General features: G+C 57.8%; 39 protein-coding genes. 20 read left to right on the top strand and 19 right to left on the bottom strand.

Annotation, left to right across the window (positions count from 1 at the left end):
* Positions 1-11: 11 nt before the first annotated feature.
* The gene (locus SynNOUM97013_RS08410) at positions 12-1,454 is read right to left on the bottom strand and encodes a glycoside hydrolase family 13 protein (protein WP_186479340.1); all 1,443 of its coding nucleotides are present in this window, start codon (positions 1,452-1,454) and stop codon (positions 12-14) included.
* A gap of 573 nt (positions 1,455-2,027) precedes the next feature.
* Entirely contained in the window at positions 2,028-2,357 is a 330-nt protein-coding gene (locus tag SynNOUM97013_RS08405; RefSeq protein WP_186479339.1) for a hypothetical protein, read from the bottom strand.
* Between the two features lie 1,160 nt (positions 2,358-3,517).
* Here SynNOUM97013_RS08405 and SynNOUM97013_RS08400 point away from each other — a divergent pair.
* Positions 3,518-3,931 (top strand): Nif11-like leader peptide family natural product precursor, encoded by a 414-nt coding sequence (locus SynNOUM97013_RS08400; protein WP_186479338.1) that lies wholly within the window; start codon positions 3,518-3,520, stop codon positions 3,929-3,931.
* 110 nt (positions 3,932-4,041) lie between these two features.
* Here the strand turns inward: SynNOUM97013_RS08400 and SynNOUM97013_RS13775 are convergent, their stop codons facing one another.
* Positions 4,042-4,296 carry a hypothetical protein gene (locus SynNOUM97013_RS13775; RefSeq protein WP_255442677.1) on the bottom strand — a complete coding sequence of 85 codons (255 nt, stop codon included), beginning with the start codon at positions 4,294-4,296 and terminating at the stop codon, positions 4,042-4,044.
* A gap of 224 nt (positions 4,297-4,520) precedes the next feature.
* Between SynNOUM97013_RS13775 and SynNOUM97013_RS08395 the strand changes: the two genes are divergently transcribed.
* Both SynNOUM97013_RS08395 and SynNOUM97013_RS08390 read left to right on the top strand, forming a co-directional pair.
* Complete coding sequence (locus SynNOUM97013_RS08395) at positions 4,521-5,255, top strand: peroxiredoxin-like family protein (RefSeq protein ID WP_186479337.1); 735 nt, start codon at positions 4,521-4,523, stop codon at positions 5,253-5,255.
* A complete protein-coding gene (locus SynNOUM97013_RS08390) occupies positions 5,245-5,829 on the top strand; it encodes a pyridoxamine 5'-phosphate oxidase family protein (RefSeq protein ID WP_186479336.1) in 585 nt (194 codons plus the stop codon). The genes SynNOUM97013_RS08395 and SynNOUM97013_RS08390 overlap by 11 nt, the downstream gene beginning before the upstream one ends.
* On the opposite strand, the gene SynNOUM97013_RS08385 is transcribed toward SynNOUM97013_RS08390, so the two are convergent.
* Positions 5,819-6,289 carry a hypothetical protein gene (locus tag SynNOUM97013_RS08385; RefSeq protein WP_255442676.1) on the bottom strand — a complete coding sequence of 157 codons (471 nt, stop codon included), beginning with the start codon at positions 6,287-6,289 and terminating at the stop codon, positions 5,819-5,821. The genes SynNOUM97013_RS08390 and SynNOUM97013_RS08385 overlap by 11 nt on opposite strands.
* A 48-nt stretch (positions 6,290-6,337) precedes the next feature.
* Between SynNOUM97013_RS08385 and SynNOUM97013_RS08380 the strand changes: the two genes are divergently transcribed.
* The 3 genes from SynNOUM97013_RS08380 to SynNOUM97013_RS08370 all read left to right on the top strand — a co-directional run bounded on the left by SynNOUM97013_RS08380 (position 6,338) and on the right by SynNOUM97013_RS08370 (position 8,944).
* Complete coding sequence (locus tag SynNOUM97013_RS08380; RefSeq protein ID WP_186479335.1) at positions 6,338-7,573, top strand: glutathione S-transferase family protein; 1,236 nt, start codon at positions 6,338-6,340, stop codon at positions 7,571-7,573.
* Positions 7,574-7,745: 172 nt separating this feature from the next.
* Positions 7,746-8,075, top strand: coding sequence for a molecular chaperone DnaJ (locus SynNOUM97013_RS08375; protein WP_186479334.1), 330 nt, complete (start codon positions 7,746-7,748; stop codon positions 8,073-8,075).
* A complete protein-coding gene (locus SynNOUM97013_RS08370; protein ID WP_186479333.1) occupies positions 8,075-8,944 on the top strand; it encodes an NAD(P)-dependent oxidoreductase in 870 nt (289 codons plus the stop codon). Before SynNOUM97013_RS08375 ends, SynNOUM97013_RS08370 begins: the two co-directional genes overlap by 1 nt.
* Here the strand turns inward: SynNOUM97013_RS08370 and SynNOUM97013_RS08365 are convergent.
* A complete protein-coding gene (locus SynNOUM97013_RS08365; protein WP_186479332.1) occupies positions 8,922-9,137 on the bottom strand; it encodes a chlorophyll a/b-binding protein in 216 nt (71 codons plus the stop codon). The genes SynNOUM97013_RS08370 and SynNOUM97013_RS08365 overlap by 23 nt on opposite strands.
* Positions 9,138-9,223: 86 nt before the next feature.
* Here SynNOUM97013_RS08365 and SynNOUM97013_RS08360 point away from each other — a divergent pair, with 86 nt between their 5' ends.
* A complete protein-coding gene (locus SynNOUM97013_RS08360; protein WP_255442675.1) occupies positions 9,224-9,643 on the top strand; it encodes a nuclear transport factor 2 family protein in 420 nt (139 codons plus the stop codon).
* Positions 9,644-9,887: 244 nt separating this feature from the next.
* The gene (locus SynNOUM97013_RS08355; RefSeq protein WP_186479331.1) at positions 9,888-10,406 is read left to right on the top strand and encodes a DoxX family protein; all 519 of its coding nucleotides are present in this window, start codon (positions 9,888-9,890) and stop codon (positions 10,404-10,406) included.
* 20 nt (positions 10,407-10,426) lie between these two features.
* Here SynNOUM97013_RS08355 and SynNOUM97013_RS08350 read toward each other — a convergent pair whose 3' ends face one another.
* The gene (locus SynNOUM97013_RS08350; RefSeq protein ID WP_186479330.1) at positions 10,427-10,582 is read right to left on the bottom strand and encodes a hypothetical protein; all 156 of its coding nucleotides are present in this window, start codon (positions 10,580-10,582) and stop codon (positions 10,427-10,429) included.
* A 47-nt stretch (positions 10,583-10,629) separates the two neighbouring features.
* Here SynNOUM97013_RS08350 and SynNOUM97013_RS08345 point away from each other — a divergent pair, with 47 nt between their 5' ends.
* Entirely contained in the window at positions 10,630-10,812 is a 183-nt protein-coding gene (locus SynNOUM97013_RS08345; protein ID WP_186479329.1) for a hypothetical protein, read from the top strand.
* A 13-nt stretch (positions 10,813-10,825) separates the two neighbouring features.
* Positions 10,826-11,455, top strand: coding sequence for an SOS response-associated peptidase (locus tag SynNOUM97013_RS08340; RefSeq protein WP_186479328.1), 630 nt, complete (start codon positions 10,826-10,828; stop codon positions 11,453-11,455).
* Positions 11,456-11,479: 24 nt separating this feature from the next.
* Here SynNOUM97013_RS08340 and SynNOUM97013_RS08335 read toward each other — a convergent pair whose 3' ends face one another.
* The 3 genes from SynNOUM97013_RS08335 to SynNOUM97013_RS08325 are packed head-to-tail and all read right to left on the bottom strand — an operon-like array spanning position 11,480 to position 12,641.
* The gene (locus tag SynNOUM97013_RS08335; RefSeq protein ID WP_186479327.1) at positions 11,480-11,968 is read right to left on the bottom strand and encodes a WbuC family cupin fold metalloprotein; all 489 of its coding nucleotides are present in this window, start codon (positions 11,966-11,968) and stop codon (positions 11,480-11,482) included.
* 5 nt (positions 11,969-11,973) lie between these two features.
* Positions 11,974-12,144 carry a hypothetical protein gene (locus tag SynNOUM97013_RS08330; protein ID WP_186479326.1) on the bottom strand — a complete coding sequence of 57 codons (171 nt, stop codon included), beginning with the start codon at positions 12,142-12,144 and terminating at the stop codon, positions 11,974-11,976.
* Positions 12,144-12,641, bottom strand: coding sequence for a hypothetical protein (locus tag SynNOUM97013_RS08325; protein WP_255442673.1), 498 nt, complete (start codon positions 12,639-12,641; stop codon positions 12,144-12,146). The genes SynNOUM97013_RS08330 and SynNOUM97013_RS08325 overlap by 1 nt, the downstream gene beginning before the upstream one ends.
* A gap of 131 nt (positions 12,642-12,772) precedes the next feature.
* Between SynNOUM97013_RS08325 and SynNOUM97013_RS08320 the strand changes: the two genes are divergently transcribed.
* From SynNOUM97013_RS08320 to SynNOUM97013_RS13770, 3 genes are all read left to right on the top strand, one after another.
* Positions 12,773-13,579 carry a prohibitin family protein gene (locus tag SynNOUM97013_RS08320; RefSeq protein WP_186479324.1) on the top strand — a complete coding sequence of 269 codons (807 nt, stop codon included), beginning with the start codon at positions 12,773-12,775 and terminating at the stop codon, positions 13,577-13,579.
* 328 nt (positions 13,580-13,907) lie between these two features.
* On the top strand, positions 13,908-14,081 hold the full coding sequence (locus SynNOUM97013_RS08315) for a Nif11 family protein (RefSeq protein ID WP_186479323.1): 174 nt from the start codon (positions 13,908-13,910) through the stop codon (positions 14,079-14,081).
* Positions 14,082-14,220: 139 nt separating this feature from the next.
* The gene (locus SynNOUM97013_RS13770; RefSeq protein WP_255442672.1) at positions 14,221-14,355 is read left to right on the top strand and encodes a hypothetical protein; all 135 of its coding nucleotides are present in this window, start codon (positions 14,221-14,223) and stop codon (positions 14,353-14,355) included.
* Here SynNOUM97013_RS13770 and SynNOUM97013_RS08310 read toward each other — a convergent pair.
* Positions 14,346-14,723, bottom strand: a complete 378-nt coding sequence (locus SynNOUM97013_RS08310; protein WP_186479322.1) for a DCC1-like thiol-disulfide oxidoreductase family protein — start codon at positions 14,721-14,723, stop codon at positions 14,346-14,348. The genes SynNOUM97013_RS13770 and SynNOUM97013_RS08310 overlap by 10 nt on opposite strands.
* 142 nt (positions 14,724-14,865) lie before the next feature.
* On the opposite strand from SynNOUM97013_RS08310, the gene SynNOUM97013_RS08305 reads away from it, so the two are divergent.
* A complete protein-coding gene (locus tag SynNOUM97013_RS08305) occupies positions 14,866-15,168 on the top strand; it encodes a TIGR03894 family protein (RefSeq protein ID WP_186479321.1) in 303 nt (100 codons plus the stop codon).
* A gap of 2 nt (positions 15,169-15,170) precedes the next feature.
* Here the strand turns inward: SynNOUM97013_RS08305 and SynNOUM97013_RS08300 are convergent, their stop codons facing one another.
* Entirely contained in the window at positions 15,171-16,631 is a 1,461-nt protein-coding gene (locus tag SynNOUM97013_RS08300; protein ID WP_186479320.1) for a glycosyl hydrolase family 57, read from the bottom strand.
* 629 nt (positions 16,632-17,260) lie between these two features.
* Positions 17,261-17,524 carry a hypothetical protein gene (locus tag SynNOUM97013_RS08295; protein WP_370586416.1) on the bottom strand — a complete coding sequence of 88 codons (264 nt, stop codon included), beginning with the start codon at positions 17,522-17,524 and terminating at the stop codon, positions 17,261-17,263.
* A 100-nt stretch (positions 17,525-17,624) separates the two neighbouring features.
* On the opposite strand from SynNOUM97013_RS08295, the gene SynNOUM97013_RS08290 reads away from it, so the two are divergent.
* Entirely contained in the window at positions 17,625-17,780 is a 156-nt protein-coding gene (locus SynNOUM97013_RS08290) for a hypothetical protein (protein WP_186479319.1), read from the top strand.
* On the opposite strand, the gene SynNOUM97013_RS08285 is transcribed toward SynNOUM97013_RS08290, so the two are convergent.
* Entirely contained in the window at positions 17,777-18,301 is a 525-nt protein-coding gene (locus tag SynNOUM97013_RS08285; protein WP_186479318.1) for a hypothetical protein, read from the bottom strand. The genes SynNOUM97013_RS08290 and SynNOUM97013_RS08285 overlap by 4 nt on opposite strands.
* Positions 18,298-18,456, bottom strand: coding sequence for a hypothetical protein (locus SynNOUM97013_RS08280; RefSeq protein WP_186479317.1), 159 nt, complete (start codon positions 18,454-18,456; stop codon positions 18,298-18,300). Before SynNOUM97013_RS08280 ends, SynNOUM97013_RS08285 begins: the two co-directional genes overlap by 4 nt.
* 144 nt (positions 18,457-18,600) lie before the next feature.
* Between SynNOUM97013_RS08280 and SynNOUM97013_RS08275 the strand changes: the two genes are divergently transcribed.
* Complete coding sequence (locus tag SynNOUM97013_RS08275; protein ID WP_186479316.1) at positions 18,601-18,855, top strand: hypothetical protein; 255 nt, start codon at positions 18,601-18,603, stop codon at positions 18,853-18,855.
* Position 18,856: 1 nt separating this feature from the next.
* Here SynNOUM97013_RS08275 and SynNOUM97013_RS08270 read toward each other — a convergent pair whose 3' ends face one another.
* On the bottom strand, positions 18,857-19,015 hold the full coding sequence (locus SynNOUM97013_RS08270) for a hypothetical protein (RefSeq protein WP_186479315.1): 159 nt from the start codon (positions 19,013-19,015) through the stop codon (positions 18,857-18,859).
* 180 nt (positions 19,016-19,195) lie between these two features.
* Between SynNOUM97013_RS08270 and SynNOUM97013_RS08265 the strand changes: the two genes are divergently transcribed.
* Complete coding sequence (locus SynNOUM97013_RS08265) at positions 19,196-20,128, top strand: N-acetylmuramoyl-L-alanine amidase-like domain-containing protein (protein WP_186479314.1); 933 nt, start codon at positions 19,196-19,198, stop codon at positions 20,126-20,128.
* Between the two features lie 25 nt (positions 20,129-20,153).
* Here SynNOUM97013_RS08265 and SynNOUM97013_RS08260 read toward each other — a convergent pair whose 3' ends face one another.
* Entirely contained in the window at positions 20,154-20,588 is a 435-nt protein-coding gene (locus tag SynNOUM97013_RS08260; RefSeq protein ID WP_186479313.1) for a secondary thiamine-phosphate synthase enzyme YjbQ, read from the bottom strand.
* 48 nt (positions 20,589-20,636) lie between these two features.
* Here SynNOUM97013_RS08260 and SynNOUM97013_RS08255 point away from each other — a divergent pair, with 48 nt between their 5' ends.
* Genes SynNOUM97013_RS08255 through SynNOUM97013_RS08245 form a run of 3 tightly spaced genes read left to right on the top strand, consistent with a single transcriptional unit; the run spans position 20,637 to position 22,070 of the window.
* Positions 20,637-20,813, top strand: coding sequence for a hypothetical protein (locus SynNOUM97013_RS08255; RefSeq protein WP_186479312.1), 177 nt, complete (start codon positions 20,637-20,639; stop codon positions 20,811-20,813).
* 28 nt (positions 20,814-20,841) lie between these two features.
* Positions 20,842-21,354 carry a nucleoside deaminase gene (locus SynNOUM97013_RS08250; protein ID WP_255442668.1) on the top strand — a complete coding sequence of 171 codons (513 nt, stop codon included), beginning with the start codon at positions 20,842-20,844 and terminating at the stop codon, positions 21,352-21,354.
* Complete coding sequence (locus SynNOUM97013_RS08245; RefSeq protein WP_255442665.1) at positions 21,354-22,070, top strand: hypothetical protein; 717 nt, start codon at positions 21,354-21,356, stop codon at positions 22,068-22,070. Before SynNOUM97013_RS08250 ends, SynNOUM97013_RS08245 begins: the two co-directional genes overlap by 1 nt.
* Positions 22,071-22,237: 167 nt before the next feature.
* Here the strand turns inward: SynNOUM97013_RS08245 and SynNOUM97013_RS08240 are convergent, their stop codons facing one another.
* The 3 genes from SynNOUM97013_RS08240 to SynNOUM97013_RS08230 are packed head-to-tail and all read right to left on the bottom strand — an operon-like array spanning position 22,238 to position 23,831.
* Positions 22,238-22,795, bottom strand: a complete 558-nt coding sequence (locus SynNOUM97013_RS08240) for an alpha/beta fold hydrolase (RefSeq protein ID WP_186479311.1) — start codon at positions 22,793-22,795, stop codon at positions 22,238-22,240.
* A 50-nt stretch (positions 22,796-22,845) separates the two neighbouring features.
* Positions 22,846-23,649, bottom strand: a complete 804-nt coding sequence (locus SynNOUM97013_RS08235) for a PhzF family phenazine biosynthesis protein (RefSeq protein WP_186479310.1) — start codon at positions 23,647-23,649, stop codon at positions 22,846-22,848.
* Positions 23,649-23,831: a hypothetical protein gene (locus SynNOUM97013_RS08230; RefSeq protein WP_186479309.1), complete on the bottom strand. Its 183-nt coding sequence runs from the start codon at positions 23,829-23,831 to the stop codon at positions 23,649-23,651. Before SynNOUM97013_RS08230 ends, SynNOUM97013_RS08235 begins: the two co-directional genes overlap by 1 nt.
* Positions 23,832-23,844 lie beyond the last annotated feature (13 nt).

Raw genomic sequence — 23,844 nt, 5'->3', positions numbered from 1 at the left:
TCGATTATTCGCTAAGACGGTTTTGCAAGCATGACTGCTGATTGTGGTGACAGACAAGCCGACACGTTGTCTTCATCACAGCTCCACAGAGTTCTGGCAGTGGTTTGGGCTTCGGGTAACTCCAATGGATGAATCCGACTTCGATTGATCCACACCTCCAGACTTTCAGCCTCGGCAACCAACCCATCGGTTCCAACGGCTTTCCAGCGCAGGTTTCCCTGACGTAAGTCTGGATCAGTGCGTCTGAGGTCGGCTAATTCCTTGAGGTAGGCCCTGAGATCGGCATCCCAGGGTTGTTCCCATGGAAACGCTTCTCTGCAGGCTGGTTCTGGCCCGCTGGAACGTTCTGAATCTGGACCGCCAGCGAGACCTGTTTCTGTGCCGTAGTAGAGGCAAGGAGCTCCGGGCTGGAGGAACAGCAACAACAGCGCCAGCTTCATCGCTCTCAGATCACCATTGAGACTGTGCAAGGCTCTTGGCACATCGTGACTATCCAGAAGATTCATCTGGGCGCGGTTGACTTCTGGTCTGTAGGAACTTGTTGTGCTGCTCCAGATGTTGAGCAATTCCTCGGTGCTGCGGGCTTGAAGGGGATACTCCAGATTTTGGTAGCCCTCTTTTAAGGCGTTGTTTCCCGTCCAACCCAGGGTGCTCCAGCCGATGCGGTAGTTCATCACTCCATCGAAGTGCTGCCCTTGCAGCCATGAATGGGCATCGCCCCAGATTTCTCCGACGATCCACGCATCAGAGTTCACGGCGCGTACGACACGTCGGAACTCGACCCAGAAGTCCTGGGGGACTTCATCGGGGACGTCCAGGCGCCACCCATCTATTCCTTTCTCCAGCCAATGGCGAGCGACGGCGAGAAGGTGCTCCCGAACGGCTGGGTTGCTGTGATTGAACTTCGGCAGGTCTGCGATGGACCACCAGCAGTCGTATCCACAGTTCTCCCCGTCTCGCGGATAAGGGTTGATGGGCCACTCTTTGATGTGAAACCAATCTCTATAGGGCGAGGCCTGTCCGTTTTCGACAACGTGATGGAAGGCCCAGAAGCCACGTCCGCAGTGATTGAACACGCCATCAAGCACAAGGCGCATCCCTCTTGCATGCACCGCAGTGATCAGCGCGTCGAGGGAGGCATTGCCACCCAAGAGTGGATCCACTTGGAAGTAGTCATAGGCGTGGTAGCGATGATTGCTTGCTGAACTGAAGATGGGTGTCAGGTAGAGGCAGTTCACTCCCATGGTCTGGATGTGATCCAGTGCATCGATCACGCCATACAGATCGCCTCCTTGGAATCCTTGTTCGGACGGGTCACTTCCCCAAGGCTTGAGATGCAGATTGCGTTGTTCTTTGACGCGTCCGCTGCGGCGGAAGCGATCGGGGAAGATCTGATAGATCACAGCTTCTCCCACCCAATCCGGCGGATCGCTGTAGGCCGTCACTGCTTGCAAAGTTGAGCTTTCTGCTGCTCTTTCGTTAGCAGCGCGTTCAGCCTGCGGCCATCGTTACAGGTATCGATCGACGGACGCTTTTGCACTGCAGTCATCAAAGGCGGAGGCCGCCCCTCCTGGATAGGAGAGACGGCCTAGCGCGCTCGTTTGTGCATCGTTCAACCCATCACGTTTGGAACGACAGGAAGGGTCGAAGCTTCTGGCTTGAGGCGCCCTGGGGCCATGCGCTCTAGGGATTGGGTCGTCTTCTCCGAGGGCACCTCGGGCGGTGCAAGTGGAGCGTCGATTGGCGTGGCTTACCTCTGCGTGCCTACCAAAGGACCGACCCGGATCGTTGTTGAGACTGTTGGAGCAGGGGCCAGAAAGTCAGTCTGCTTCTGCAATCTGCGCCGGTGGAGTGTCGGCTGTCATCAGCGCCTCCGATCTCGTTGGGCTTACTTTCCACCCTTGAGGCGCGTGTTGGCATCGGTCAAATCGCGCATTGCCTTTTACGCGGAGACAATCAAAAGTAGAAACGGCGTGTCCTTTGATCGAGCCGCGCCGAGTCTCAGCTCAGATTGCACGGCCTTGGAGTTATCGTCTCGCGCAGAGAAACCCCTCGCGCCGAGCTTGGTTCAGATTCCATTCCCCCAGAACTGGGATGGCTTCACCGGTTCCAAAACTTCGGAACGGCCAGCCGGGCCGCGTGTCGCAACGATCTTGGTCGCAGACGCAGAGATAGGTGTTGGCATCGTTGCCATTCCGGCGCCACTCATTGAAGATCCACGACAGCGGCACATTGCGTCGTTCAAAGGTTTTAGTGGCCGGCTCTTGGGCCTGAGCGACAGGAGCAATGAGCCCTGCGAGTGACGCCACTATTGCCAGGCGCATCGCAGTGGAGGGCACCAACATTCTCCGAGGCATCTCGCTCGATCAGTTCTGATGGTGACAATGGTCTCGGGTTGCACCTGCGTCAAGGCAGCACGTGGAATTGCCCTGCCGTGCAGCGACTAACTGCTTTCATTGCGGAATTCACACAGCCTTGGATTGTTTGAAGTCCCGTTCGGGTCCCTGATCTGATTCAGAGCGAAGGAATCGCTTCCGCTGGGCTGATTCGAGGCCAGAGGTCTTGGCTTCTTCTTTTTTCGGTTGCTCAGTGTTCGCTGAGGATGGCTCAGACTTAGAAGACTCAAGACCCATCAAGAGGGGATGAAGACCTCTTCTACTCATTGGATTGCCAGACTGTTGTTTTGCGCAGAGTGACCTGGATGTCTTGACTGCACGGCGAAACCCTATCGATTGAGTCGACTCTTTAAGGCTTGAGACGAGTCTCTTTATATTGTCTTTCTATTTGGTTGCGCAGTTGTGACTGTGGTTGATAAAGGTTTCAGAGGGCCCAGGGCACCTTCCATGTCTTCCATTCGGCCAATAGCTGTTGAATATATCCTCGTGTGAGTTTGTGCCTAGGTAGTTTATTCTCTGACATGTTGAAATTGACTCTAGGCTGGCACCTCTACTAAATAGCTTTCACTTGGAGCAAAGCTATGTATGAGATCGGTGGTGAGCGTTCACAGTCTTCGATGACAGAAAGATGGGATGCACTTGAGGATTACTTCGTCTGCATCACTGAGTGTGACCTCAATGATCAAAACTGTGTCACCAGTTGTCTGGTTACGCATCTGAAAATTGACGATGGCTCTGATTCAACGCTTGCGGCATGAGGTCGAGTGCCCTGCCTCGTCTGGGTGCCCTTTTTAGATGAGCTTCATCTGTCTGAATAGCAATGTTGGAGGATTTCAAGGCTCTGCGTGATGGAGTGCCCGCGGCACTGCAAGCGGATGCTGAATTTGTCATTTTTGACGGCATTGAATCCAATCCTTAGCTAGGAAGGATCTGTCTACTGTCTTTGGGATCATGCTGAAACTCAGCACCGCTTTGTTTTTTACTCCGCTTTTGTTGCTCGCAATCAGTGGAGCTGCTATTGCCGGGTCTGGCTCTTATACGGTCCAAGCAATGAATGAGGAGGTTGCTAAGAATCGCGCCCTCTCCAAAGTCCCCAAAGGCAAGACAGCGACTGACATGTCTTGCCGCTCGCAGGAAGTTGGATCAGAGACGGCTTATACCTGCACCGTAAATTGGGATTGAGCTTTTCGTTTCAGAGGTTTGAATGTTGGAACCTTAAGTCTGCATATTCGTCTCCAACATCTGGCGTCAATGCCCGCATTGAGCGGGCTTTTTTGTTGTTTGCAGGCATTGCTGCCGGCCTTGGCTGCGGCCACGCTGCAGCTCCATGTCTAGCAATGTCAGAAGAGCAACCCAAGGCATTCCTCGAAGCCGTCAGGTTTGATGTGGATCTTCCGGATAAGCTCAAAGGCACAGCCGATGCCGAAGCTTTCGGTCTTGGCTCTTTAATATTGGAGTCCGGGATTACTGAACTCCAACTAGCTCCCAATTTATTGGCTTGCCTTCAATTCGGCGGCATTTCCATTTTTTATTAACCCTGCACGGTCGGTCTCAAGTTACCGGTGCCGGATCAAAAAAGCCCTCGGATTCTGAGGCGGGAAGGTGCCTGTGTTAGCGCTTTTTGTGCCGATCGGTCTGGGTGTGGTCAGAGAATTCCCAGAGGGCCTTTTTTCTTCTTGCAATACCCAGCGCCAATGTTCATCCATCCTTCTAAGCACGCCTCGCCATTTGTAGGCGCCACCTCGTAGTAAATGGGAGAGACGCAGGTCGTTCCCAGAGTGTTGACGTAACCCAGAGGGCACTGATCATGCCCCGGAGCTTTGGGGATCTCCTTCTGGGCGAAGGCTGGTGCAGCGATGGCTGAAGAGGCAATGACGAGTGAAGTAACAACAGCTCTCATCGGAGGTTGGGTACGTGTCAGTCTGTTTTTAGGAGCAGGAAAGTGAGATTTCAACAACGTTGTCGAGACTCACTGGGTCATTGGAACGGTATGGAACCCAGGGTCAGGGCGATGGTGCGGGATCGCCTGGACGTTGAGTTGGCGATCACCCGGCTGGATGCCGATATTTGCCACGCTGTTATTGATCACAGCCCTCTTTTGTCAACCGGGTTGTCAACAAAACGATGAAAGCGCCTGAGGCATTGCTAAGACGAATTGGTGAAAACCCAGGCGCAGACGCTGGTTTTAAGCGGTTAGTTGTGCTGTTGACGCAGCTGGGCGATTTCGACTCGATGGAGTATGCCCAGGCGCTGGTGCCGGCACTGCCCAGCCTCGAGCAGGCCGGCATCCGTCCTTTGGCTATCGCCATTGGTGATCAGGCTGGAGCTGATCGCTTCTGCGCATTCACTGGGTTTCCGCCGGACTCGCTGCAGGTCGAGCCCGATGACCAGTTGCATCAAGCGCTGGGTCTATCAGCAGGGCTTCAGGCGCCCGGAGGCCCCTGGCCGTCGTTGTTGTTGATGTGCGCTGGTATCGGTTCTCCTGGAACCCTGATGGAAGTGCTGCGGGGATATACCGGTGATCGCTCCGCACCACAGCGTTTCGGTGATGACGAGCTGGTGAAAACTGGGGTGCTGCCCTCCTTTCCTGCCGCCTTGTTTCGGCGTGCGGGGGGAGCGGGCTTCCAGCGTCCATTTGAACTGGCCACGGTGCGCCTGCGCAACATGAATGAAGTGCTGCGGCACTGGGGCACCTACGTGCCCGACGATCGTTTCATCACGCAGCGGGGCGGCACATTCCTTCTCGACAGCGACGATTCGCTCCTTTACGTCTATCGCGATCGAGGCATTCTTGGCTTCTCAGAGACGATGGCCCGTCCGCTGACCTTCCTTGATCCTTGGCTGAATGATGTCCACTGATCAGGGGCCTGCAGACCTACTTCCTCCCTGGAGAGCGTTGCTGCGTGGAGCGCGCCAGCGTGAGGGACGGGCTCCGGGGTCGGGTTGGCTTCAACTGGCCAGCGTTGCTCACGACGGCACGCCGCGCGTCCGCACGTTGGTGTTTCGTGGGTGGAGCCCATCCGGTGAGCTGGAGCTGCTCACGGATGCTCGCAGCGAGAAACCCGCTGAACTGATGCATCAGCCTCAGGTGGAGCTGTGTTGGTTGTTCCGCAAGGCAAGAGAGCAATTCCGCTTGCGTGGCGCGGCTCGATTGATCACCCCTGAACAGGACCCGGCAGCATTGGCGGATCACTGGCGCAGGCTCTCGCCCTCCGGCCGCAGTGTCTGGGCCTGGCCGGATCCTGGGCAGCTGTTCTCCGAGGCAGGGCCTTGGCCTCGCGAGGTGGTCGATGGCGAACCTGTCTCGCCGCATCTGGTGCTGCTGCGCATTCATCTATCTCAGGTGGAGCAGCTGGATCTGAAGCCTCACCCCCATTGCCGACGCTGTTGGCAGCGTCAGGACCACTGGCGAGAACGGCGGCTCAACCCCTGAGGGTCCAGAGCGCCAACCCCCCACCGCGGCCTCGGGCTGCCATCCATCCGTCGTTGCTGCGGCTGATCAAGGCAAAAAAGGGCTCGCGGCCTTTCGCGGGGCTGGGAAGCGTTCGTTTCAACAGTGTGAGTTGGCCAACCTTCAGTTCCACCTTTTCGAACTGAAACACCAGCAGCGGCCGTTTGCCGCGCAGATGACCAGGCCCCTGGAACTGCAGGCAGAGTGATCCCAGGTTCACCGCATTGCGCAGCTGAAGATCGGCGTTGCGGCCTGCCGCAATGTCCAGACAGGCTCCAAGGCTGCGCAGAAGCCAACCATTGAAGGCATTGCTTTGATCGCATCCTTTGGGCCAGATCGTCGTCAGTTGCCAGCAGCCCAGGATGTCCTCGCATCGGAGGTCAGTGCCCCGGTGACGGACCTGATCTTCAAGGTCTTGCAGCTGGCGGTGTTCGATGGTCACAGGTGATTCACTCCGGCGGTGATCATGCAGTGGTGATCCGAGATTGTCATGGTTGAAGCCAATCCCACCACGGCTCTGAGCTGGTCTGAATTGGAAGCCATGGCACCGCCCGCTGCGGAGCGTGTTGAAGGACCGGCCAACGCGCAGGCGACGCTTCGTCTGTTTGGTCAGCCTGAATCTTCGGTGCGCGTCACGCTGTTTCGCGATCACCACGCCTGGTGCCCCTACTGCCAGAAGGTTTGGCTTTGGCTGGAATTTCGCAGGATCCCGTATCGGATCCGCAAGGTCACCATGCGTTGTTACGGGCCTAAGGAGCCGTGGTTCACTGCCTTGGTTCCATCGGGAATGCTCCCGGCACTTGAACTGGATGGGCGGCTTCTCACGGAAAGCGACCGCATTCTTGAAGCGCTCGAGAGGACATTCGGGCCTGTCGGCGTTCCAATGGGTGACCGGCGCGTGCGCGCTTTGCGTGATCTTGAACGCTTGCTGTTCCGTGCCTGGTGCATCTGGTTGTGCACCCCAGGCCTGAACGAACGCCAGGAGCGTCAGGCCCGCGATCAGTTTCAGGTCGTGGCACGACAGATGGAGGACGCGCTCGCGGCCGGGGGAGGTTCCTGGCTGGATCCTGAGTCCCCTGGGGGCGCAATACCGGGCACGGCTGACCTGGTGTTCATCCCTTATGTGGAGCGAATGAACGCGTCCTTGGCTTATTTCAAAGGCTTTGCGCTGCGCAACGCGCACCCGGGAATCGACCGCTGGCTCTCGGCGCTTGAGCAACTGGAGACCTATCGCGGCACCCAGAGTGATGTGCATACGCATGCCCATGATCTGCCGCCGCAGATGGGTGGATGCTGGGCAGATGGCAGTGAAGGCCAGCGTTCGATGGCCGCAGCAGTGGATGCTGGCCAGGGTCTTGGAGCGCTGGAGAGTCGCTGGACACCGGCGCTGGCTGACGGGATGTCGCGAGAGCGGGCGCTGGAGCGGGTGCTGCGTCATCGGAGCACGCTGTTGGCGCGCAATCCTCTCGGCGATGCGTTTGATCAGCCCTTACGTGCGGCGCTCACCACGCTGATGCAGGAGCGGTCGGTCTCTCCTGAGCCTGGATCGGCTGCCGCTTTGCGCTACCTGCGTGACCGCATCTCAGTGCCCCGAGACATGCCTTTGCACAGTGCCCGTCTGCTCAGGCAGGCACTGGAGGCCACCGCAGTCCTGGATGGGGATCAACAACCAACGCCGCTCCCGTTCGAGCATCGTTTTGATCAAGACCCGCGCCCTTTTCTGTGAACAGGATCACGGGCTAGCCCGCGGCGTGTCACTCTCCCAGTTGCTTCGATTCCTTTGCCGGACCAGGCCCCTCAACGGGTTGCTTTCGTGCCCATGACTCAGCGGGCGGCGGACATCGGATCGCCGTTGCGCGATCAAGCAAGGTGGAGAGCCTTTGAGGGAGTAGCAACGCATGTCTGGTGATGGTTTTGCAACGAGGACGGCGTCGACTTCGAACGGCGGACGCAGGCGCAGCACCGGCAAGCGCAGGCCTGGTCAGTCGAATCATGGGCGCGAGCGCTGTCCCCTTGGGCGTGACCCTGGATTTGATGCGATCTGTGCACGGCAGACCTTGTCGTTGCCTCTCTCCGGCCGGTTGGAAGCGCAGACGGTGAAAAGGGCGCACAAGCGTCTGGCCGTTCAGCACCACCCCGATAAAGGGGGTAACCCGGAGATGATGACGCGCTTGAACCAAGCGCGTGACGTGCTGCTGCAGCCCGAGATGGAGGCTATTGCTGCCTAATGACAACTCTTGCTCTTCTGGGCACCGGTCTGCTTGGTGCCGCCATTGGTCATCGCCTCCTGGAGGTGGGGATCAGCCTCAAGGTCTGGAACCGTGATCCTGATCGCTGCCGATCTCTAGTCGGTTCCGGAGCGCAGCAGTGCAGCAGTCCTGCCGACACCTTGCTGGGTGTAGACACCGTGATCACCGTGCTGCGCGATGGTCCCGTGACGGCTGATGTTGTGCAGAGTCTTGGTCTCCTGCAGGGGCGCACTGTGATTCCCATGGGCACCATGGGAATCAGTGAAAGCGTGAGCCTCGCGCAGCAGGTCAGCGCGCAGGGCGGTCGCTATCTGGAAGCACCGGTGCTGGGCAGTCGTCCGCAAGCACAGATGGGAACGTTGCTGGTGATGGCTGGCGGGGATCCAGAGCTGTTTGAACTGCAACGCCCTCTGTTGAAGCACCTTGGCTCCGATCCGCTGCGCATGGGTGATGTCGGCACTGGAGCCGCCGCGAAGTTGGCGCTGAATCAGCTCATCGCCAGCCTGACCCATGGGTATTCGTTGGCCCTTCGGCTTGTGCAGGCATCGGGCCTGGAGGTGGAACGCTTCATGGAGGTGCTGCGCCCCTCCGCTCTCTACGCACCAACGGTTGATAAAAAGCTGGAGCGAATGCTGACGGAGCACTATGGCGACCCCAATTTCAGCACCAGCCTGTTGCGCAAGGATCTGAATCTGTTCTTGCGGGAAGCCGATCTCGCAGGCGTCGATGCGTCTGGCCTGGAGGGATTGGCACGGTTACTGCAGCGTGCTGAAGGCACGGAGCTGGATGCAGGCGATTATTCAGCGCTGCATGCCCTGACCACGATCAGCTCAGATACCAGCGAATGAGTCCGATGACCTGACCAGCAGGCCCATGCCCGGTGATCAGTTCACCCACCACAGCGGCCGCGAAGCCGACCATGGCCGTTCGGCCGTTGAGACGCTCCACGAATTCCAAAGCGGAGGTGTTCCAGGGGCGTCGGGTGGTGAGGCTCTCGCCAAATGCCTCCACCGGTTCGTAGTGATAGCGCGGATCAGCCATGGGACCAGGTTCCAGCGGAGCTGTGGAGCTTATGCAACAGCAGCGTTGAACTGAATAAGGTCTTGATCTCAGGATGTTTCAACGCCGTGAACGCTGACCGTCTCCGCACTCTGTTTACCAAGCCCTACGGCATGGCCGCTCCGAGCGAGGCGCAATGGCGCGAGCTCTACGACGACAACGTTCATTTTCAGGATCCAACCCAGGAGCGCACGGGCATCAAGGCTTACATCGAGGCCCAGGAAGGGCTGATCAAACGCTGTGACGATGTTTATTTGGTTCCCAGCTCAATCGCCGTCGAAGGCGACACCGCATTTATCGAATGGGAAATGGGTCTCAAGATCAAAGGGATCGAATTCATCTACCCGGGTGCCAGTCGCTTGCGCATCAATGACCAGGGCAAGGTCTGCGATCACCGCGATTATTTCGACTTTGTCGGTCCGACTTTTGAGCCTGTTCCGGTTGTCGGCGGATTTGTGCGCTGGCTTTACAAGCGATTTGTGGACTGACTGCGACTGAACTTCCAGAAAGCAAGAGTGGTGGTGGCAGCACCAAAACCCAGAAAAAGAGTGATGAGGGCTTCGCTGGTCATGTCAATCACTCGTTACGTAAATTCATTATGGCCGCGAGAGTGTTGCGCCGTGACTTGTTGGGCCACTAGGTATATGTGCTCATCTTGTTCTGATCCTGTCACGTGAGCTCGCGGATGGGTGCGGCCAATCCTTAATTTTTCGTCATTAAGTTTTTGGCGACGTGCTCAGAACAATTCTTTCGAAACCGTTTCTCGCGGATGCCGGACTGTTGATTCTCCGTGTCTTCACCGGTGTTTTGCTGATTCACCACGGTTACGAGAAGCTCGCCAATATCCAGAACTTCGCTGACGCCTTTGTCAGGCCTCTGCATCTACCTTTCCCGATCACCCTTTCTTACATCGCTGCTTTTTCCGAGATCGGCGGCAGCTGGCTGCTGATCACTGGTCTGCTGACGCGCTTCGGTGCACTGGCCATCTTCGGAACCATTTCCGTGGCCATCTATCACGCGATCATCACGTCGGGTTTCAACATCTACCTTCTCGAGCTGCTGGGTCTTTATGTCGGCGCAGCCATCGCCATTCTCGCGGTGGGTCCTGGCCGTTTCGCTATCGATGAGCTGATTCTGCGTCGCTTCGATCCTGATGTGCGTTCCCAAACCGACCGTTTGGAAGCTGCCTTCGCCTCTACCGAGCGTGCCACCGACACCAGCTCAACACCTGTTCCCGATGGTGTGAGCTGAATCTATCCGCAAACCCTGCTTCAGTAGACCGACTGGGGCAGGGTGAACCCGCTTTGCATGTGCTCGAAATCAAGCAAAACCCAGGTCAACCAAATCACCACAGCAAGCACTCCGGAGACCGCAGCAAAACGAGCGGCATTGCGTGCGAGCAGTTCCAGCAGGCTGATCTCCTTCATGGAGGTTTGGCATCAAAGTACATTTTGCTCGATTTTGTGGAGCGGTGATGGCTTTTGACCTCGACGCTCCAACCATCAGCCTGTTGGTGTTCGGTGTCGCCTTCGCAGCACTTCAGGTTTGGTGGATCGGGGCTCTGTTTGCCCGTAACCGTCGTCATCGGGGGGAGCGCCCCTTGAGCAGCGAACAGTTTCGCCGCGATCTTGAACGTATCTTTCGTCAGGAGTCGTGAGAGGGCGCTGTCGATGTGCGGTCGGTTCGCGTTGTCCATCCCCGTCGGCGACCTCCCGCATCCCTTGCGTGAGCGCATGGATGCTGAACATCAGCGTCGTTATGCGCCGCGCGAACTGATCTGTCCCGGCGAACCCGTGCTGGCATTGCGTCGTGATCAGACGGGGACTGAAGCGGCGCTGATGCTTTGGGGCTTGATTCCGAGCTGGAGCAAGGATCCAACCAACGGGCCAAGACCCATCAACGCTCGCTCGGAAACGGTGGCGGAAAAAGCCAGTTTTCGTGGGGCATGGCGACACCGCCGCTGTCTGATTCCAGCCAGTGCCTTCCTGGAAAAGGGCCGCAGATTCAGGCGCGTCGACGGTCAGCCGTTCTGGTTAGCAGGGCTCTGGGAGCGTTGGCTCGGAAGCGATGGCAGTGAAGTCGATACCTGCACGATCCTCACCACCACGCCCAATGTCCTGGTGAAACCCCTGCACCCGCGCATGCCCGTGACGATTCCCCAAGGTCTGGAAGAGGCTTGGATGGCACCTGCCGATGGCCATCAGCTGCGTGCGCTTGAGCCGTTGCTCAATCCATGGGATCCATCAGGATGGCGCCTTGAGGAACCTGAGTCTCTTCAGGGACAGCTGTCGCTGCTGTGACCGATGGGGATGTGAGCCTGAAGGTCAGCTGTCGGTAAACATGGCCCGCCAGTGCAGCTCCTGCTGACGCGCTTCAAGGGTTCCTTCGGAAGGGAAGCTGGCGATGAAGTCTTTGTCGAGGCTGGGTTGGTAAGGGCCTTGCTTCAGTTCGAAGATCACGGAATCGGGTTCAAGAGCCACCAGGGTGTGGAACTGGTTTTCGGCCAGTTCGATGCCTTTCACAGGACCGTCGGCGCGGAGAATTTCCTTCTCGAGCAGAACTCCATCCTCATTGAGCACGAGCAGGCCGATCGCGCCCTGCAGCACCAGGAAGCATTCGAAGCCTGATCCCTTCTGCTCGCGGCAGTGGCGATGCGGCCGCACGTAAGTTCCCGGTTGCAGCACATTCAGAAACCGCTGGACCGCGTCCGTTTCCTGATGCAGGTTGTGGTTGCAACGCAGCCGATCACGCTGACGGGCCTGCTGGGCCACCTGGTTGAACAGCGATTGATCCAAACGTTTCAGATCAGCCATGGCCGTCACCACCGGTCTTCCCTCAGGCGTCGCAAGGTGTTTCTGGGCATCATCCGGTTGTCGCGCAACGAGGGCATGGTGAGTTCTGACTGACGTGCCCGTGGGTGATAGCCGACCATCACCATGGCAATCAGCATCAGCAGAATCACCGCCCCTGCCCGCAGAGCCTGAAACATCAGCTGCTCGCGTCTGACGCTGTCAGATCTGATTGCACTACACCCTGTTCGAGGGGCAGCAGCTCTTCATCGTCGGCTGCACGGCTGCGGACCGGTGCACTGAAGCCACGCGCCCGCGGGTTCTTCACCTCGAAAGGCCCCGGAGTGCCTGCGGGGATGGCCAGGCGCAGGGCAAAGGGATGATCGCCGGGGTTCACATCACCAATCGAGCCGACGCGCGTGCGGTTCTGCAGCACCGGTTCACCGCTTCGATCAAGAATGCGCGCGTACACGTCGGTGTCGACGATTGGATTGCGTCCAGGATTGTGGACGGTTCCACTGAGCACGAAACAGCTGGCACCTTCGGGGCTGGTGATGTTGGTGCGTCGGCTGAGACTGCTTGTACTGGGTTGGGCTCCGGGGTCCGACGCGTCGCATGGCATCAAGGCCACGGCATCGAGACGCAGGTCGGCGGCCCAGGCCGGTGGAGCGATCAGAAGAAGCGCAGCGATTAGCAACGCGGCCAGGCTTCTCACAACAGCAACAAGGCTTGGGTTCTGGACGCTATCAGGGTTTGGTCGGACCAGTAAGCAGTGTCGCGCCACGGTCGCTAGAAGAAGTCCACAGTCCTTGCTCAAGTCTTTTCCGCATGCAGAGTCCTTCGTCAATGCGATCGGTCAACCCTGGAGGACCCGAAGGTGGTCTGGTGGCGATTGTTGCCATCGTGTTGGCGGCACTTCTGCTGGTGGGGCAAGCGCTGTTTGTGGTCCCCGCTGGTGAGGTGGCGGTGATCACCACCCTGGGAAAAGTCAGTGGCGCTCCGCGACAGCCCGGACTCAACGCCAAGCTCCCCCTTGTCCAACAGGTGTGGCCGTTCAGCATCCGCACACAGGTCAAGCCTGAGAACTTCGCGACCCTGACCAAGGATCTCCAGGTCATTCAGGCCACCGCAACGATCAAATACGCCCTACGCCCTGATGAGGCAGGTCGCGTTTACAGCACCATCGCCAGCAGTGATCGCGACGTCTACCCACGCATCATCCAGCCGTCCCTCTTGAAAGCGCTCAAGTCGGTGTTCTCCCAATACGAGCTGGTGACCATCGCCTCGGAGTGGAACGACATCTCCGCTTTGGTGGCCTCCACCGTCGCCGAGGAGCTGGATCAGTTCGACTACGTGAAAGTGGTTGGCCTTGATCTCACAGGTCTGGAAATCGCTGAGGAATACCGCGCTGCCATCGAGCAGAAACAGATCGCGGAGCAGCAACTGCTGAGGGCGCAGACCGAAGTGAAGATTGCTGAGCAGGAAGCGCTTCGGTACGACACGCTCAACAAGAGTCTGGATGACCAAGTGCTCTACAAGCTGTTCCTCGACAAATGGGACGGGCAGACGCAGGTGGTCCCCGGTCTGCCTGGAACGGCTGGCGGCACACCACCAGTGATCGTTGGCCGGCGATGACGGTTCCGATGTCCTTATGAAGCGGCGTACCGCCACGGGGATCGCTCTCGTGTTGCTGATGGGGTTAATCACGCACTGTGCGGCTCACATGCGCGTGAACGTTCGCTACCGCGTTCTTCCCCAGCGCGGTCCAGGGCTCATGGAGCCTTTTCCCAGACAACGACCGCTGCGACAGCGATCCCCCCAGCAGCCATCCCCTCAACAGCCATCACCAAGCCCCAGTGGGCTTCTGATTTGATTCGACAGAGTGCAGGGAAGAAAAACCGACGGAATTCCGTCCTTGCGTCTCACGTTGTTACCCGTAGAGGAACCCCTCTGGAGGTTCTTCATGTCCATGAAACAGCTGGAGTCATTCCTGGCGCGAGCCAATGGCAATGACAACATCCGACGCGAAGTGGAGCAGTGCGGCGGTGATACCGCCTGCGTCGCCAAGGTTGGTTTGCGCCATGGCCACAAGTTCTCAGCAGCGAATTACACCCGCTGGCAACGAGAGCACAAATGAATCACAGGCCGCCTCCTTGTTTGGAGGCGGCCGTCATGTAACGGCAGCTTCACGCAGCTCACGCCTGATTCGTTGAAGTCTCTAAAACCGATGAGTCTTGGGTTGCGAACGGTCGATGCAGAACAGCTTCAGCAGGGAATTGGCGCATTCACTGGCTGTGATGCTTTTGGAGATGCAGGCTGAACTCGAGGAGTTCGCTTATCAGATGGACCAAGCACCCCAAGTGACCGCCACCGGCAGCTCCCTTGTCGTGGAGTCCCAAGCTCAAGCTTGATCAGGATCCAGCGGGAGCCCGCGCAATCCCAACGCGAGCTGGCGAGCAGCCAGGAGCCCTGGATAAAGAAGGTTGGCTGTGCGGGGGTTCCTGAACAGGCCATGCAGCAACTGGAGCAGGGGATCACTTGGCGTGAGGTGTTGGCACAGCATTGCAATGGCTTCGCTGCCATGCCAAATGCGCTCTCCCTCCATCAACACAGCGCCATTGCTGAGATTGAAGCCCCGGCGACCCAACATCCTTCGCAGCTCATGGTCACTGCGTCCATCGCGGATGATCAGATCGGGCAGCCCCCCGAGCAATTCACTGCGGCGTGCGAAATGACGGCAGAAGGGGCAGCCCCCGTCGTAGACGAGTGTGATTGACATCGCGACATCTTGGCTGCTGGACAGCAGTGTTGCGGAGATCTTGTGATTGCTCTTCAGCCTGCGCAGCCAGGCTGCGTTTCCAATCGGCTGCACCCCAAACGGTAAGTTGATGCGATCGACCTATCCGATTGCATCGGCTCGAATGGCAGACAAGGAACTCCTCAGAGAGGTTGCGTTAGAGCTCTGGGGCTCAGTCAAGAAGTTGCGTCCAGGACTGCCCAGGGAGTCACGCCTGGAACTGACGCTCAAGGCATTGATGGTGATCGGGGATCTGCAGGATCAGGTGCAGGCCGCTGTCGTTGTGGGAGTGATCGCTGAGCAGGAGCCGCCTGAAAGCGAGCCCCAGGGTCAGGATGTGACCACAACCGCTGATTCAGGCTCCGAGGTTGAGCAGACCCCGGATGGCCGTCGTGTGGTGCGTCGCCGCTCCCGTGCTGCTGGCTGAATTCAGGCGGATTGCGCTGCCATGAGCAGAGACTCACCGCGGCGGTGAATCTCCTTGGCGAAATCGGTCCACAGCCCTTGCCCCCAGTAACGAAAACAGCTGGTCTCTAGCAGCAGCAGATGCAGCAGAGCATCTCTGTACGCATCCGTCGTCGTGATCGATGCGTCCTCGGCCTGCTTCGGGTCGAAGATCTGATGGAAGCTGGCGCTCAGCTGTTGCATCGGCTCGAGCACATTTTCGTATCCCTTCACCCAGCTGAGATCGTTGGTCCATGACGCTCCTTCCATGGCCAGAGAAGGATCCTGCGTCTTCATTGCGTCAATGGCGTCGTTGAGATTGGTTGGCTTCGCTGCATCCTCCAGGTGGGTCCAGAGTTTGTGTTGATGCACGGCCTGGATCTGAGGCAACGCATCCCAGGACACCTGCAGGTCATCGAGGGCCTGCAGGTATTCACTGCCATTGAGGGCCGCTGTGGCCAGGCCTTGATCGCGGATGCGACGGTTTGCCTGTCGGAACGCGTCCGGAAACTCATTCATCATCACGCCGCCGTTTTCTCCATCCGCGATCTGGCTGACCAGCGAGGGCACTTGCATGGCTCCGATGCTTTGAGGCCCAAGCCCCAGGGCTTCTCCGCAGGGCTGCATCTGGCCCACCAGTTTGGTGTCTGATCCCTGGGTTTTGATCAGGGCGATCATGCTGACTTCATCGCCTGTGGACGAGCGAGCCACCAGCCGATTGGGCAGGTAGCGCTGTTCTGCGCTCAGTGTCGTGCCGTCCCGCTGTTCAACGCTGTGTTCCTGAACCATCAACCACTGGTATCCCGCATTGCGCAGGGCATGGAGTAGCGCAAACAAGGTGTCGGGATGGTTGGGGAGATGCATCTCCGGCAGTGAAAAGCCGCGCACGCGGCGGAGGGCATCGTCTCCAAACAATCGAGCGAATTGGTGCTGCCAGGCGTTGATCTGCAAGCTCAGATCGGGGATAGGTGTGGATGGTGCAACGGCATGTCCCCAGAAGCTGCCGAGCCATTCCACATGGCGCTGCATCTGGTGATCACAGGCGAGAAATCGCAGGGATTGAAGGATGTCTTCCTGCCCCATCTGCGCCAGTCCCCAGAGGAGATTGCCGGAGTAATCGAGCATGATTCGTGGCTGACATCCCTCTGCGATCAGCTCGGGAATCAGATCGGCCATGCGCCGATAGCAGTGTGCGAATGCGGCTGCATTGTGGTTATCTCCCTCGTTCGAATGATCGAACATGTATTGCAGGTGAGAGATCAGCTGTCCGTCAGGACCGGCTGGCACCGTTGGCTGATGCATGTGCAGGGCGCAAGCGAATGCAGAGCGCAGATGCCTGATGTCGTGGCTCTTGGATGCCTGCCAAATGCGCTCGGGGGACTGCATCAGGGTTTGAATGCTCTGTTCCCGTCCACAGATTGATAAAAACTCAGAGTGGTCTGCCATGGAGGATGAAATGTTGAGCCTTTCAATCGTGCAGTTGTTGCTCATGAATAGACCCCCAGGATTCAGTGTTGGCTCTGAATCCTGGGGGTTGTTGCCAGCCAGGTTGGCTGGTCATGGATGACCGCTCCACTCGGATGAATGAAACGGCCTAGCTCGCTCGTTGATTCATTGGCTTCCTGTCTGATGCTGAGCGTGAATCCTTGGTCGAATCCGTTGCGAAGGACAGTGAATGAAGCAAAGGAAAGGAAGAACAGAAGCGAACAATCCGGCTGAAGGTGCCTGGGGCCAGGTTCCAGTGAGACCAGAACTGCATGGACCTTTGATGGTGATCCTTGCTGGAGCAGTCTGACTTTGGTTGAGGGAGCGCTGGAGCAGGGGCGAACAGTCGAAAGGCTTCTCAGGCTTGCTCAGGTGGAGTGTCGGCCGTCATGCGGTACCTCCTGTTGTCTGACACCAGTGTTGATGCTCTGATTCGATGAGGCAATCAGTGCAATCACGCATTGCTGTTTCACATCAGCTGGGTGATGGTGAAAATGCTGTGCCTGATCGATTCACTGCACGTCAAGCCTTGGATTGTTCAGGGCTTGGATCCTTCAGGCCCTGGACCATGCCTTGGCCTCGTTTGAGACTCAGCTGAATTCCGGAGCCCAGCCGGCTTCCTGGTGCCATGTCGGTGTCCACAATCTGCAGCGCCTGGTGAGGTGCTCGCCATCGGCGAGACGCTGCTGGCGCAATCGACATGCCACCAGGGTGTGGCAATGGGCATCCACGCCATGGGTGAAGTGCTGGCAGGTCATGCAGGCTTCACTCCCCCGAAACGACAACAACTCCCCCTCGTCCACAAAGATCCACTCCTCCATGCCGTTCGTGCTTAGTACGCCTGTACTAGCCAAGGATGCTCTTCGGGGTCAAGTGTTGATGAGTGGAATCCGTCTACGTCAAGAAATGGCAAGCAAGGTTGTGAGTGGCTGGGAATGATCCGAAGCTCCGTGCATGGGATTGCTTCACTGTCCGCTCTGCATAGGCCTTGCCGTTCTTTCGGCGGTTCGTTTCATGGCCCACGTCGTGCTGGCTCTGCAGCTGGAAATGCAGCGCACCCAGCGAACCTCGCATCCGGCAGATCTTCTGGGAACCGTTTTCGGGCTTTAGCCCTTGCTGTGCTCAGTGGTTGACTTGCCTTGAGCAGTTTCGGCTCGCGTCTGGCGCGCTGGTGTCAGGAAGTCGTTGATGTAGTCCATCCCCCAGTCGAGGGTGTGCACCGGTAGGTCGTAGCAGTCGGCGAACAGTCGACGATGGGCGCGCTTCAAGCGTTCGTGGCCGATGGCTTCGAGATTGGCTCTGGATGCGCGGAAGAATTCGCTGCGGCTTCCGCTGTGGTTGCGTTTGATTCCGTCCACGTAGAGCGTTCGGATTTCTTGGAGGAGGTCCTGCGTGGCGCTGTCAAAGCGAATGATCTCATCTCCCAGGGGAATTTCCATGGCCTTGATGCAGCGCATGGAAAATTGCATGGCCCTGCGCGTGTCGTCGACATTGAGGGCGTCGGGGTGCCCCTCCCTGAATCGCAGTTGGATCATTCCGTTGCTGCACTCCAGCACCCGGAGAATGGCCAGTTTCTCTAATTCGGCGCTCGGGATTCGGCAAAGCAGCTCTGGCCACTGATGCTTACTCATCGCTCTGACACGACCCAAGCCGTGGCTGCCCGTTGTCGCAGGTAGAGATCAGCGAGTTCGCGGGCCAGGGACTGCAGCTCCTGCACGTCGGTGGTGGAGTCGATCATTCGCTTGAGCGACTCGGCTTCGAACTGCTGAGAGAGGTTCAGCTGCATGGCGGAGCGGCTTGGTTTGCATATCTTAAAAAAACGTCATGGCTTGTTGCGTTGTCTTGACGATGGGCTTGCACTTCCTCCGGCGTCGAAGTCGCGGTTTGCGCGCCGGGTCGACAGGATGTAACAAGTTCGTTACAAATCGCCATGACACTTGGGGAGCTGTTTCTGAAAAGTCTGTCCAGCGGTGTGATCACGCAGGGAGAAGTCGATTGGCTGGCTTCTCATCAACACGCGTTTTCTCGGCATGAGGAGGCTGCGGCGATCCGTTTGGGTCGCTTGATGGATGAGGGGGTGGTGAATCTGGGATGTCGTTTGACGCCTCAGTGGCTGCATCACCGCGACGTACTGGAGCACTGGATTGAGCCACTGGGTCGCCGCCGCCACGCCGCGACCCACTAATTCAGGTTTGATCCCGCTGCCGCACGCGTTCCTGGAACCTGCGAACGCGTCGTTGGCGCAAAAGCCCCGGCGTGGAAAGCGCCAGCACTGGAATTCCCACCACCAGCAGCGTGATCAGGAGCTGAGGCAGGGTGCCAACCGGCAGCAGCCCAGAGGTCAAGAGGATCTCCGCTGAATGCCAGTGCGGCAATGGTTGGATCAAGTCTCATCCTTCGCCTGACGCTCTCGATGGTTGTTTCAACGGATATCTGCTTCAGCCGCTGATTGGAGCCATCGACCAATGTGATCATGGATGGATTGAGCGCCGTGTTCGGAGTTCAGCGGTCTTTTCTCCCGTCACTTGAAACGTTCTTTGCGGGCCATCAGCGTTCTGACCGTTGTGGTCGGCTTGTGGTCGTCTGAGCCGATTGATGCTGCTCAAAGCGGAACGCATGCGGCAACAGCGTCTGTCAAAAGCATGGCGTTGACCAATCCCGCGCTTGAGATCAACAGCGACGTCGACGTCATCGGCGACACACGCAGTGTTTTTGAGTCGCGTCGTTCGTTAATCGCGGACTTGCATGTGAATCAGGCGATTGCACTCCTGGCGGAGTCGTTTATCGGGAGCCCTTATCTCGCCATGTCTCTGGATGCCGATGGCGCTGAAACGTTGCGTCTCGATCTCACGCAATTTGATTGCATGTTGTTCGTGGAGCAACTGCTGGCTTTGGCTTGGTCCGAGTCTTTCGATCAGTTCGCTGCGCTCACGCAGAGCTTGCGGTATCGCGATGGAGAGGCCTCCTACTGCAATCGCTGGCATTACTTCCACGACTGGGCTGCGTCAGCTGTCAGGCAGGGAATGCTTGAGCCTGATGTTGCGTTGGAAGGTGAGATTTCGCGATCGTTGCTCTTGAATTTCATGTCGTCGAATCGTGCTCTCTACCCAAAGTTGCAATCGAATGCCCTGTTCGATTGCATCAAGGTTCGGGAAAAGGCGCGTCGTGTTCAGCAGCGTTTCATTCCACTGGAAGCGATTGAATCCGTCCTCCCCAGTCTTCAATCCGGTGATCTGTTCGCCATCGCAACGAATGTGCAGGGGCTGGATGTCAGTCACACCGGTGTGGTTGTTAGATCAGGATCACAGGTGGATGCCATTCATGCCGCTCCTGGCCTTGGGGTGATGCGTTCTCCTGGATTGGCCCGCTACCTGCGCTCGGTACCCGATGCCATCGGTGTGGTGATTGTCAGACCCTTGGCCTCAGCAACAGGCGTCCAGCATCCAGCCGACGATTGAGATGACTGATGCTCCTCTCGCCGCTTCAAGCCGAAAGCCACTGCAGCGACACCTTGCGTTGCCGGGGCCCATCCAGTTCCACCAACAGCACATCCTGATACTGGCCGAGTTGCAGCTCTCCATTGCAGACATTCACGGTCACTTGATTGCCCAGCAGCAAGGCCTGAAGGTGCGCGTGGGCATTGCGTGGCTCATCGTCAGGAACGCCTGGTCGTAGATGAAGGTCGTCGTGCTTCCAGCCATCGCCAGGAGGTGCTATTTGGCTTAGCCAGCGTTTCAGGTCCATCAGCAGCCGTTCTTCCATCTCGTTGACGATCACGGCCGTGGTGGTGTGCTGGCCTGAGACGACAACGGCGCCGTCGCGTTCACCATGCACTTGCACGAACCGACGCAGCGCTGCGGTGAGCGGCAGACACTGAAAGGGTGCCTCGGTGCTGAGGCTGAGGAGCTGGGAGGTCATGCCTTCATGCTGGCTTCTTGTCTGATCGATTGGTCGAGGAGCAGCTGCATGGCCTTACTTCCCCGCTGGCAATACATGACCGATGAGAGCAAGGCCTTGGTGAAACGCGGTGCGGTGAGCCTGCTGGTGTTGCTGGTGTCCGTCGTGGTGTTGCGAGCCCTGCTGCCATGGGTCCTTCTGGCACTGATCGTCTGGTTCGTGTGGTCATGGGCGCGTCGACCTTGATCTCAACCGCTTGCCGCTGTTGGCAGCCATGGCCACTCTTTGGTCAGTGGTTGGCGACGCCATGGCTTCGGATCAGGATCAAGTTCTGATGCGTGAAGCGATCCGCTTGATGCGGGATGCCGGCGTGGTGAAGAAGACGGGAGGGCCGTTCGGCGCTGTGGTCGCCAAGGACGGACGGGTGGTTGCTGCGGCTGGCAACAGCGTCGTGAAGGATCTCGACCCCAGTGCCCACGCTGAAGTCAACGCCATCCGGGCGGCTTGCAAACAGCTGGGAACCTGGGACCTCAGTGGGTGCGTGCTGTACACCAGCTGTGAGTGTTGTCCCATGTGTTACGCCACGGCGTACTGGGCTGGGATCCGCACTGTTTTCTATGCCGCGGCATGGTCGGATTACAGCGATTTGTTCTCCGATCAGGAGATCAATGAGGACATGCAGAACAGCAAAGACAAGCGTGAAATCAAGCTCACACAAATTCTTCAGGGTGAGGCATCTGAAGTGTGGAAGGAATTTCGCCTGCTTCCTGATGGTGCACGCTACTGATGGTTATGGCTTTCTCGAATGATTCGGAATTACTCGATTCGGGTCATTTCGTATATACCATTCATAGTGTGATTCCCCTTGCGAAAAAGCAATCATTTGAGAACCTGCAGTATCGAATGAACGAGGCAGCCTGTTGTTTTGATGGATATTGCGGGCAGACGACTTCATTTCAGGACAAAGACGATGGACAGCATTTGCTGGCCACCACACGGATCGTGTTTGAAGCTCTGAATCAATGTTTGCATTGGTTGGATAGCTCAGAGCGGCGGCGTTTGCTGTATGAGGCTGAAACCTTGATGGATTACAGCTATCAAGGCACGCTTGAGTCGGATTCATTTGATCAGTGGATTCAAACGAAGCAACCTGAAAAGGTTCCAGTCTGGAAGGTGAATCTGCTGGTGTGGTTGGCACTCTATCCGTCAGTCATGTTTCTGATTTTGCTTGGCAATTCAACCCTTGGAACACTTCCACTGCCGTTGAATATGTTGGTCAGTAATTTCATCACGGTGCAGCTGACTGGGCATTTTTTAGTCCCTCGTCTCAGCCATCTGTATCAGAACTGGTTGCAGACCTCTTCGACACGCTTCACCTGGTTGGGCATCACCTCTGTGCTGCTGATGCAGTTGTTCTTGTTGCTGCTCTTTTCGCTGTTGCCGGGAATGCCCTGGGATGTTTCAGGCCTCAGACCCCATGCATTGGGGCTGCGTGTTGTTTGATGGGCGCGTTAGCTGCTGACAAGCGTCATCAGTGCCTGCGCAAGCATCTCAGGTTCAGACAGCATCACATCGTGACCTGCCCCGAGGATGCGCGTGGTTCCCCCTAACCGCTCGGCATACAACAGGTTGCTGTCCAGCCCGAGTGCCTGGTCATGTCTGCAGGCGAGTTAGTGCTTGGGGCAGGCGAGTGTGGACAAGTCGAATCGGCTCTCTTCGAGGTAGACGCCCAGAGGCTGGGGAGTGAGCCGGGCGTGATAAGCAGCGGCCTGGCTTTCATCCAGGTCGTTGAAGAACGCCTTGCGTGTGACCTCCGCACTCAGGGCGATTGTTTGATCGGCTGACGCCTCCGCAAGCTCGAAGTAACTCGGACGACGGCTTTCAGGAATTCGGTCGATGGCGCGTTCGCCGGGTTGCAGCACCAGTGCGGCCACCAGCACCAGTTGATCCAACGCGATTGGTGCCGTTGCCATGGCTTCAGCGATGCCGATTCCGGCCAATGAATGGCCAACAAGAACAGGGGGTTCAGGTCCGCACCGCTCCAATTGATCGCGGATCGCTTCGGCGTAGGCCTTCAAGGTCACTTGATCCCGTGGCGTTGGGTCCTGCCCGTGACCTGGTAGATCGAAACTCAACGCTGCATGACCATTACGCCGAAGCGCTTCAGCACAAGCGTCCCAACACCAACTGCCGTGAGATCCACCATGCACGAGCAAGAAGACAGCCATGGACTCTTATGCCAAACGTCTGTTGCGAATTCTGCTGTGACTCTCTTGGATCAGAGTGCACGGGATGGCAGTGAGAGCTCAATGACACCTCTGAGGAAAGGCATCACCTGCCCTGTGATCATTACGCGCTCACCTGCCAGCTCGCAGCGCAGAGTGCCACGTCGCTTGGAGAGCTGACGTGCCTGAAGTGTGCTGCGCCCCAATCGCTCAGCCCAGAAGGGAGTGAGGCTGCAGTGGGCTGAGCCAGTCACGGGGTCTTCATCGATCCCGATCCCCGGTGCGAAAAAACGACTGACAAAATCCACGTCATTACCCGGTGCCGTCACAATCAAACCTCGACCGGGCAGTGATGCCACAGATCCGAGGTTCGGGGTTAAAGCCTGAACCGTCGCTTCATCAGCGACAACGGCGATCAGATCCTCGCCGAGCAGACAGGCCAACGGACTCGTGCCAAGTGCGTCGCGAAGCCCTTTCGGTGGATCGCAGGGACTGGCGTGTTGCCTGGGGAAGTCGAGAGTGAAACGTTCACCCTGACGCTGAACCTGTAGACCACCGCTCTTGGATTCGAACTGAATCTGATCCAATCCAGGATCTTGCTGGAACAGCACATAGGCGGCGCCCAGCGTGGCGTGACCACAGAGGTCCACTTCGCAGCTGGGAGTGAACCAGCGAATCCCGTAGTGCCCGTCTGTTCCCACCACAAAGGCTGTCTCTGAGAGGTTGTTTTCTGCTGCGATCGCTTGCATCAGCGCTTCGGGCAGCCATGCCCCCAACGTGCAGATGGCAGCTGGATTGCCCTCAAACGGTGCTTCGGCAAAAGCGGCCACCTGTTGGATCGGAATGTTCAGGGTCATCACTGCTGCTTGCTTTGACGACGCTCCACCTGCGTGAACACGAACCACGCCAGGGTGGCCAGTCCACCTCCGGTCCAGTCGTTGCGAAGCAGCTCCACCAAAGCGACAGTGCTTGCGGCAATGCGAAGACCGCGCAGTAACAGCTGTTTGAGCGAGGGTGTGGCGACAGTGTCCTGATCCATCCATCTGATGGCT

Source organism: Synechococcus sp. NOUM97013, from assembly GCF_014279815.1.
Classification (GTDB): Bacteria; Cyanobacteriota; Cyanobacteriia; order PCC-6307; family Cyanobiaceae; genus Synechococcus_C.
The sequence above is the reverse complement of the archived record's forward strand: the minus strand, read 5'-3'. Positions and strand labels throughout refer to the sequence as shown.

Excerpts from the sequence above, each read along its gene's own strand:
- SynNOUM97013_RS08405 (WP_186479339.1), bottom strand. The coding sequence starts at position 2,357 with ATGCCTCGGAGAATGTTGGTGCCCTCCACTGCGATGCGCCTGGCAATA.
- SynNOUM97013_RS13775 (WP_255442677.1), bottom strand. The coding sequence starts at position 4,296 with ATGAGAGCTGTTGTTACTTCACTCGTCATTGCCTCTTCAGCCATCGCT.
- SynNOUM97013_RS08395 (WP_186479337.1), top strand. The coding sequence starts at position 4,521 with ATGAAAGCGCCTGAGGCATTGCTAAGACGAATTGGTGAAAACCCAGGC.
- SynNOUM97013_RS08390 (WP_186479336.1), top strand. The coding sequence starts at position 5,245 with ATGTCCACTGATCAGGGGCCTGCAGACCTACTTCCTCCCTGGAGAGCG.
- SynNOUM97013_RS08380 (WP_186479335.1), top strand. The coding sequence starts at position 6,338 with ATGGTTGAAGCCAATCCCACCACGGCTCTGAGCTGGTCTGAATTGGAA.
- SynNOUM97013_RS08375 (WP_186479334.1), top strand. The coding sequence starts at position 7,746 with ATGTCTGGTGATGGTTTTGCAACGAGGACGGCGTCGACTTCGAACGGC.
- SynNOUM97013_RS08370 (WP_186479333.1), top strand. The coding sequence starts at position 8,075 with ATGACAACTCTTGCTCTTCTGGGCACCGGTCTGCTTGGTGCCGCCATT.
- SynNOUM97013_RS08365 (WP_186479332.1), bottom strand. The coding sequence starts at position 9,137 with ATGGCTGATCCGCGCTATCACTACGAACCGGTGGAGGCATTTGGCGAG.
- SynNOUM97013_RS08350 (WP_186479330.1), bottom strand. The coding sequence starts at position 10,582 with ATGAAGGAGATCAGCCTGCTGGAACTGCTCGCACGCAATGCCGCTCGT.
- SynNOUM97013_RS08345 (WP_186479329.1), top strand. The coding sequence starts at position 10,630 with ATGGCTTTTGACCTCGACGCTCCAACCATCAGCCTGTTGGTGTTCGGT.
- SynNOUM97013_RS08340 (WP_186479328.1), top strand. The coding sequence starts at position 10,826 with ATGTGCGGTCGGTTCGCGTTGTCCATCCCCGTCGGCGACCTCCCGCAT.
- SynNOUM97013_RS08335 (WP_186479327.1), bottom strand. The coding sequence starts at position 11,968 with ATGGCTGATCTGAAACGTTTGGATCAATCGCTGTTCAACCAGGTGGCC.
- SynNOUM97013_RS08330 (WP_186479326.1), bottom strand. The coding sequence starts at position 12,144 with ATGTTTCAGGCTCTGCGGGCAGGGGCGGTGATTCTGCTGATGCTGATT.
- SynNOUM97013_RS08320 (WP_186479324.1), top strand. The coding sequence starts at position 12,773 with ATGCAGAGTCCTTCGTCAATGCGATCGGTCAACCCTGGAGGACCCGAA.
- SynNOUM97013_RS08315 (WP_186479323.1), top strand. The coding sequence starts at position 13,908 with ATGTCCATGAAACAGCTGGAGTCATTCCTGGCGCGAGCCAATGGCAAT.
- SynNOUM97013_RS08310 (WP_186479322.1), bottom strand. The coding sequence starts at position 14,723 with ATGTCAATCACACTCGTCTACGACGGGGGCTGCCCCTTCTGCCGTCAT.
- SynNOUM97013_RS08305 (WP_186479321.1), top strand. The coding sequence starts at position 14,866 with ATGGCAGACAAGGAACTCCTCAGAGAGGTTGCGTTAGAGCTCTGGGGC.
- SynNOUM97013_RS08300 (WP_186479320.1), bottom strand. The coding sequence starts at position 16,631 with ATGGCAGACCACTCTGAGTTTTTATCAATCTGTGGACGGGAACAGAGC.
- SynNOUM97013_RS08290 (WP_186479319.1), top strand. The coding sequence starts at position 17,625 with ATGGGATTGCTTCACTGTCCGCTCTGCATAGGCCTTGCCGTTCTTTCG.
- SynNOUM97013_RS08285 (WP_186479318.1), bottom strand. The coding sequence starts at position 18,301 with ATGAGTAAGCATCAGTGGCCAGAGCTGCTTTGCCGAATCCCGAGCGCC.
- SynNOUM97013_RS08280 (WP_186479317.1), bottom strand. The coding sequence starts at position 18,456 with ATGCAGCTGAACCTCTCTCAGCAGTTCGAAGCCGAGTCGCTCAAGCGA.
- SynNOUM97013_RS08275 (WP_186479316.1), top strand. The coding sequence starts at position 18,601 with ATGACACTTGGGGAGCTGTTTCTGAAAAGTCTGTCCAGCGGTGTGATC.
- SynNOUM97013_RS08260 (WP_186479313.1), bottom strand. The coding sequence starts at position 20,588 with ATGACCTCCCAGCTCCTCAGCCTCAGCACCGAGGCACCCTTTCAGTGT.
- SynNOUM97013_RS08255 (WP_186479312.1), top strand. The coding sequence starts at position 20,637 with ATGGCCTTACTTCCCCGCTGGCAATACATGACCGATGAGAGCAAGGCC.
- SynNOUM97013_RS08250 (WP_255442668.1), top strand. The coding sequence starts at position 20,842 with ATGGCCACTCTTTGGTCAGTGGTTGGCGACGCCATGGCTTCGGATCAG.
- SynNOUM97013_RS08245 (WP_255442665.1), top strand. The coding sequence starts at position 21,354 with ATGGTTATGGCTTTCTCGAATGATTCGGAATTACTCGATTCGGGTCAT.
- SynNOUM97013_RS08240 (WP_186479311.1), bottom strand. The coding sequence starts at position 22,795 with ATGGCTGTCTTCTTGCTCGTGCATGGTGGATCTCACGGCAGTTGGTGT.
- SynNOUM97013_RS08235 (WP_186479310.1), bottom strand. The coding sequence starts at position 23,649 with ATGACCCTGAACATTCCGATCCAACAGGTGGCCGCTTTTGCCGAAGCA.
- SynNOUM97013_RS08230 (WP_186479309.1), bottom strand. The coding sequence starts at position 23,831 with ATGGATCAGGACACTGTCGCCACACCCTCGCTCAAACAGCTGTTACTG.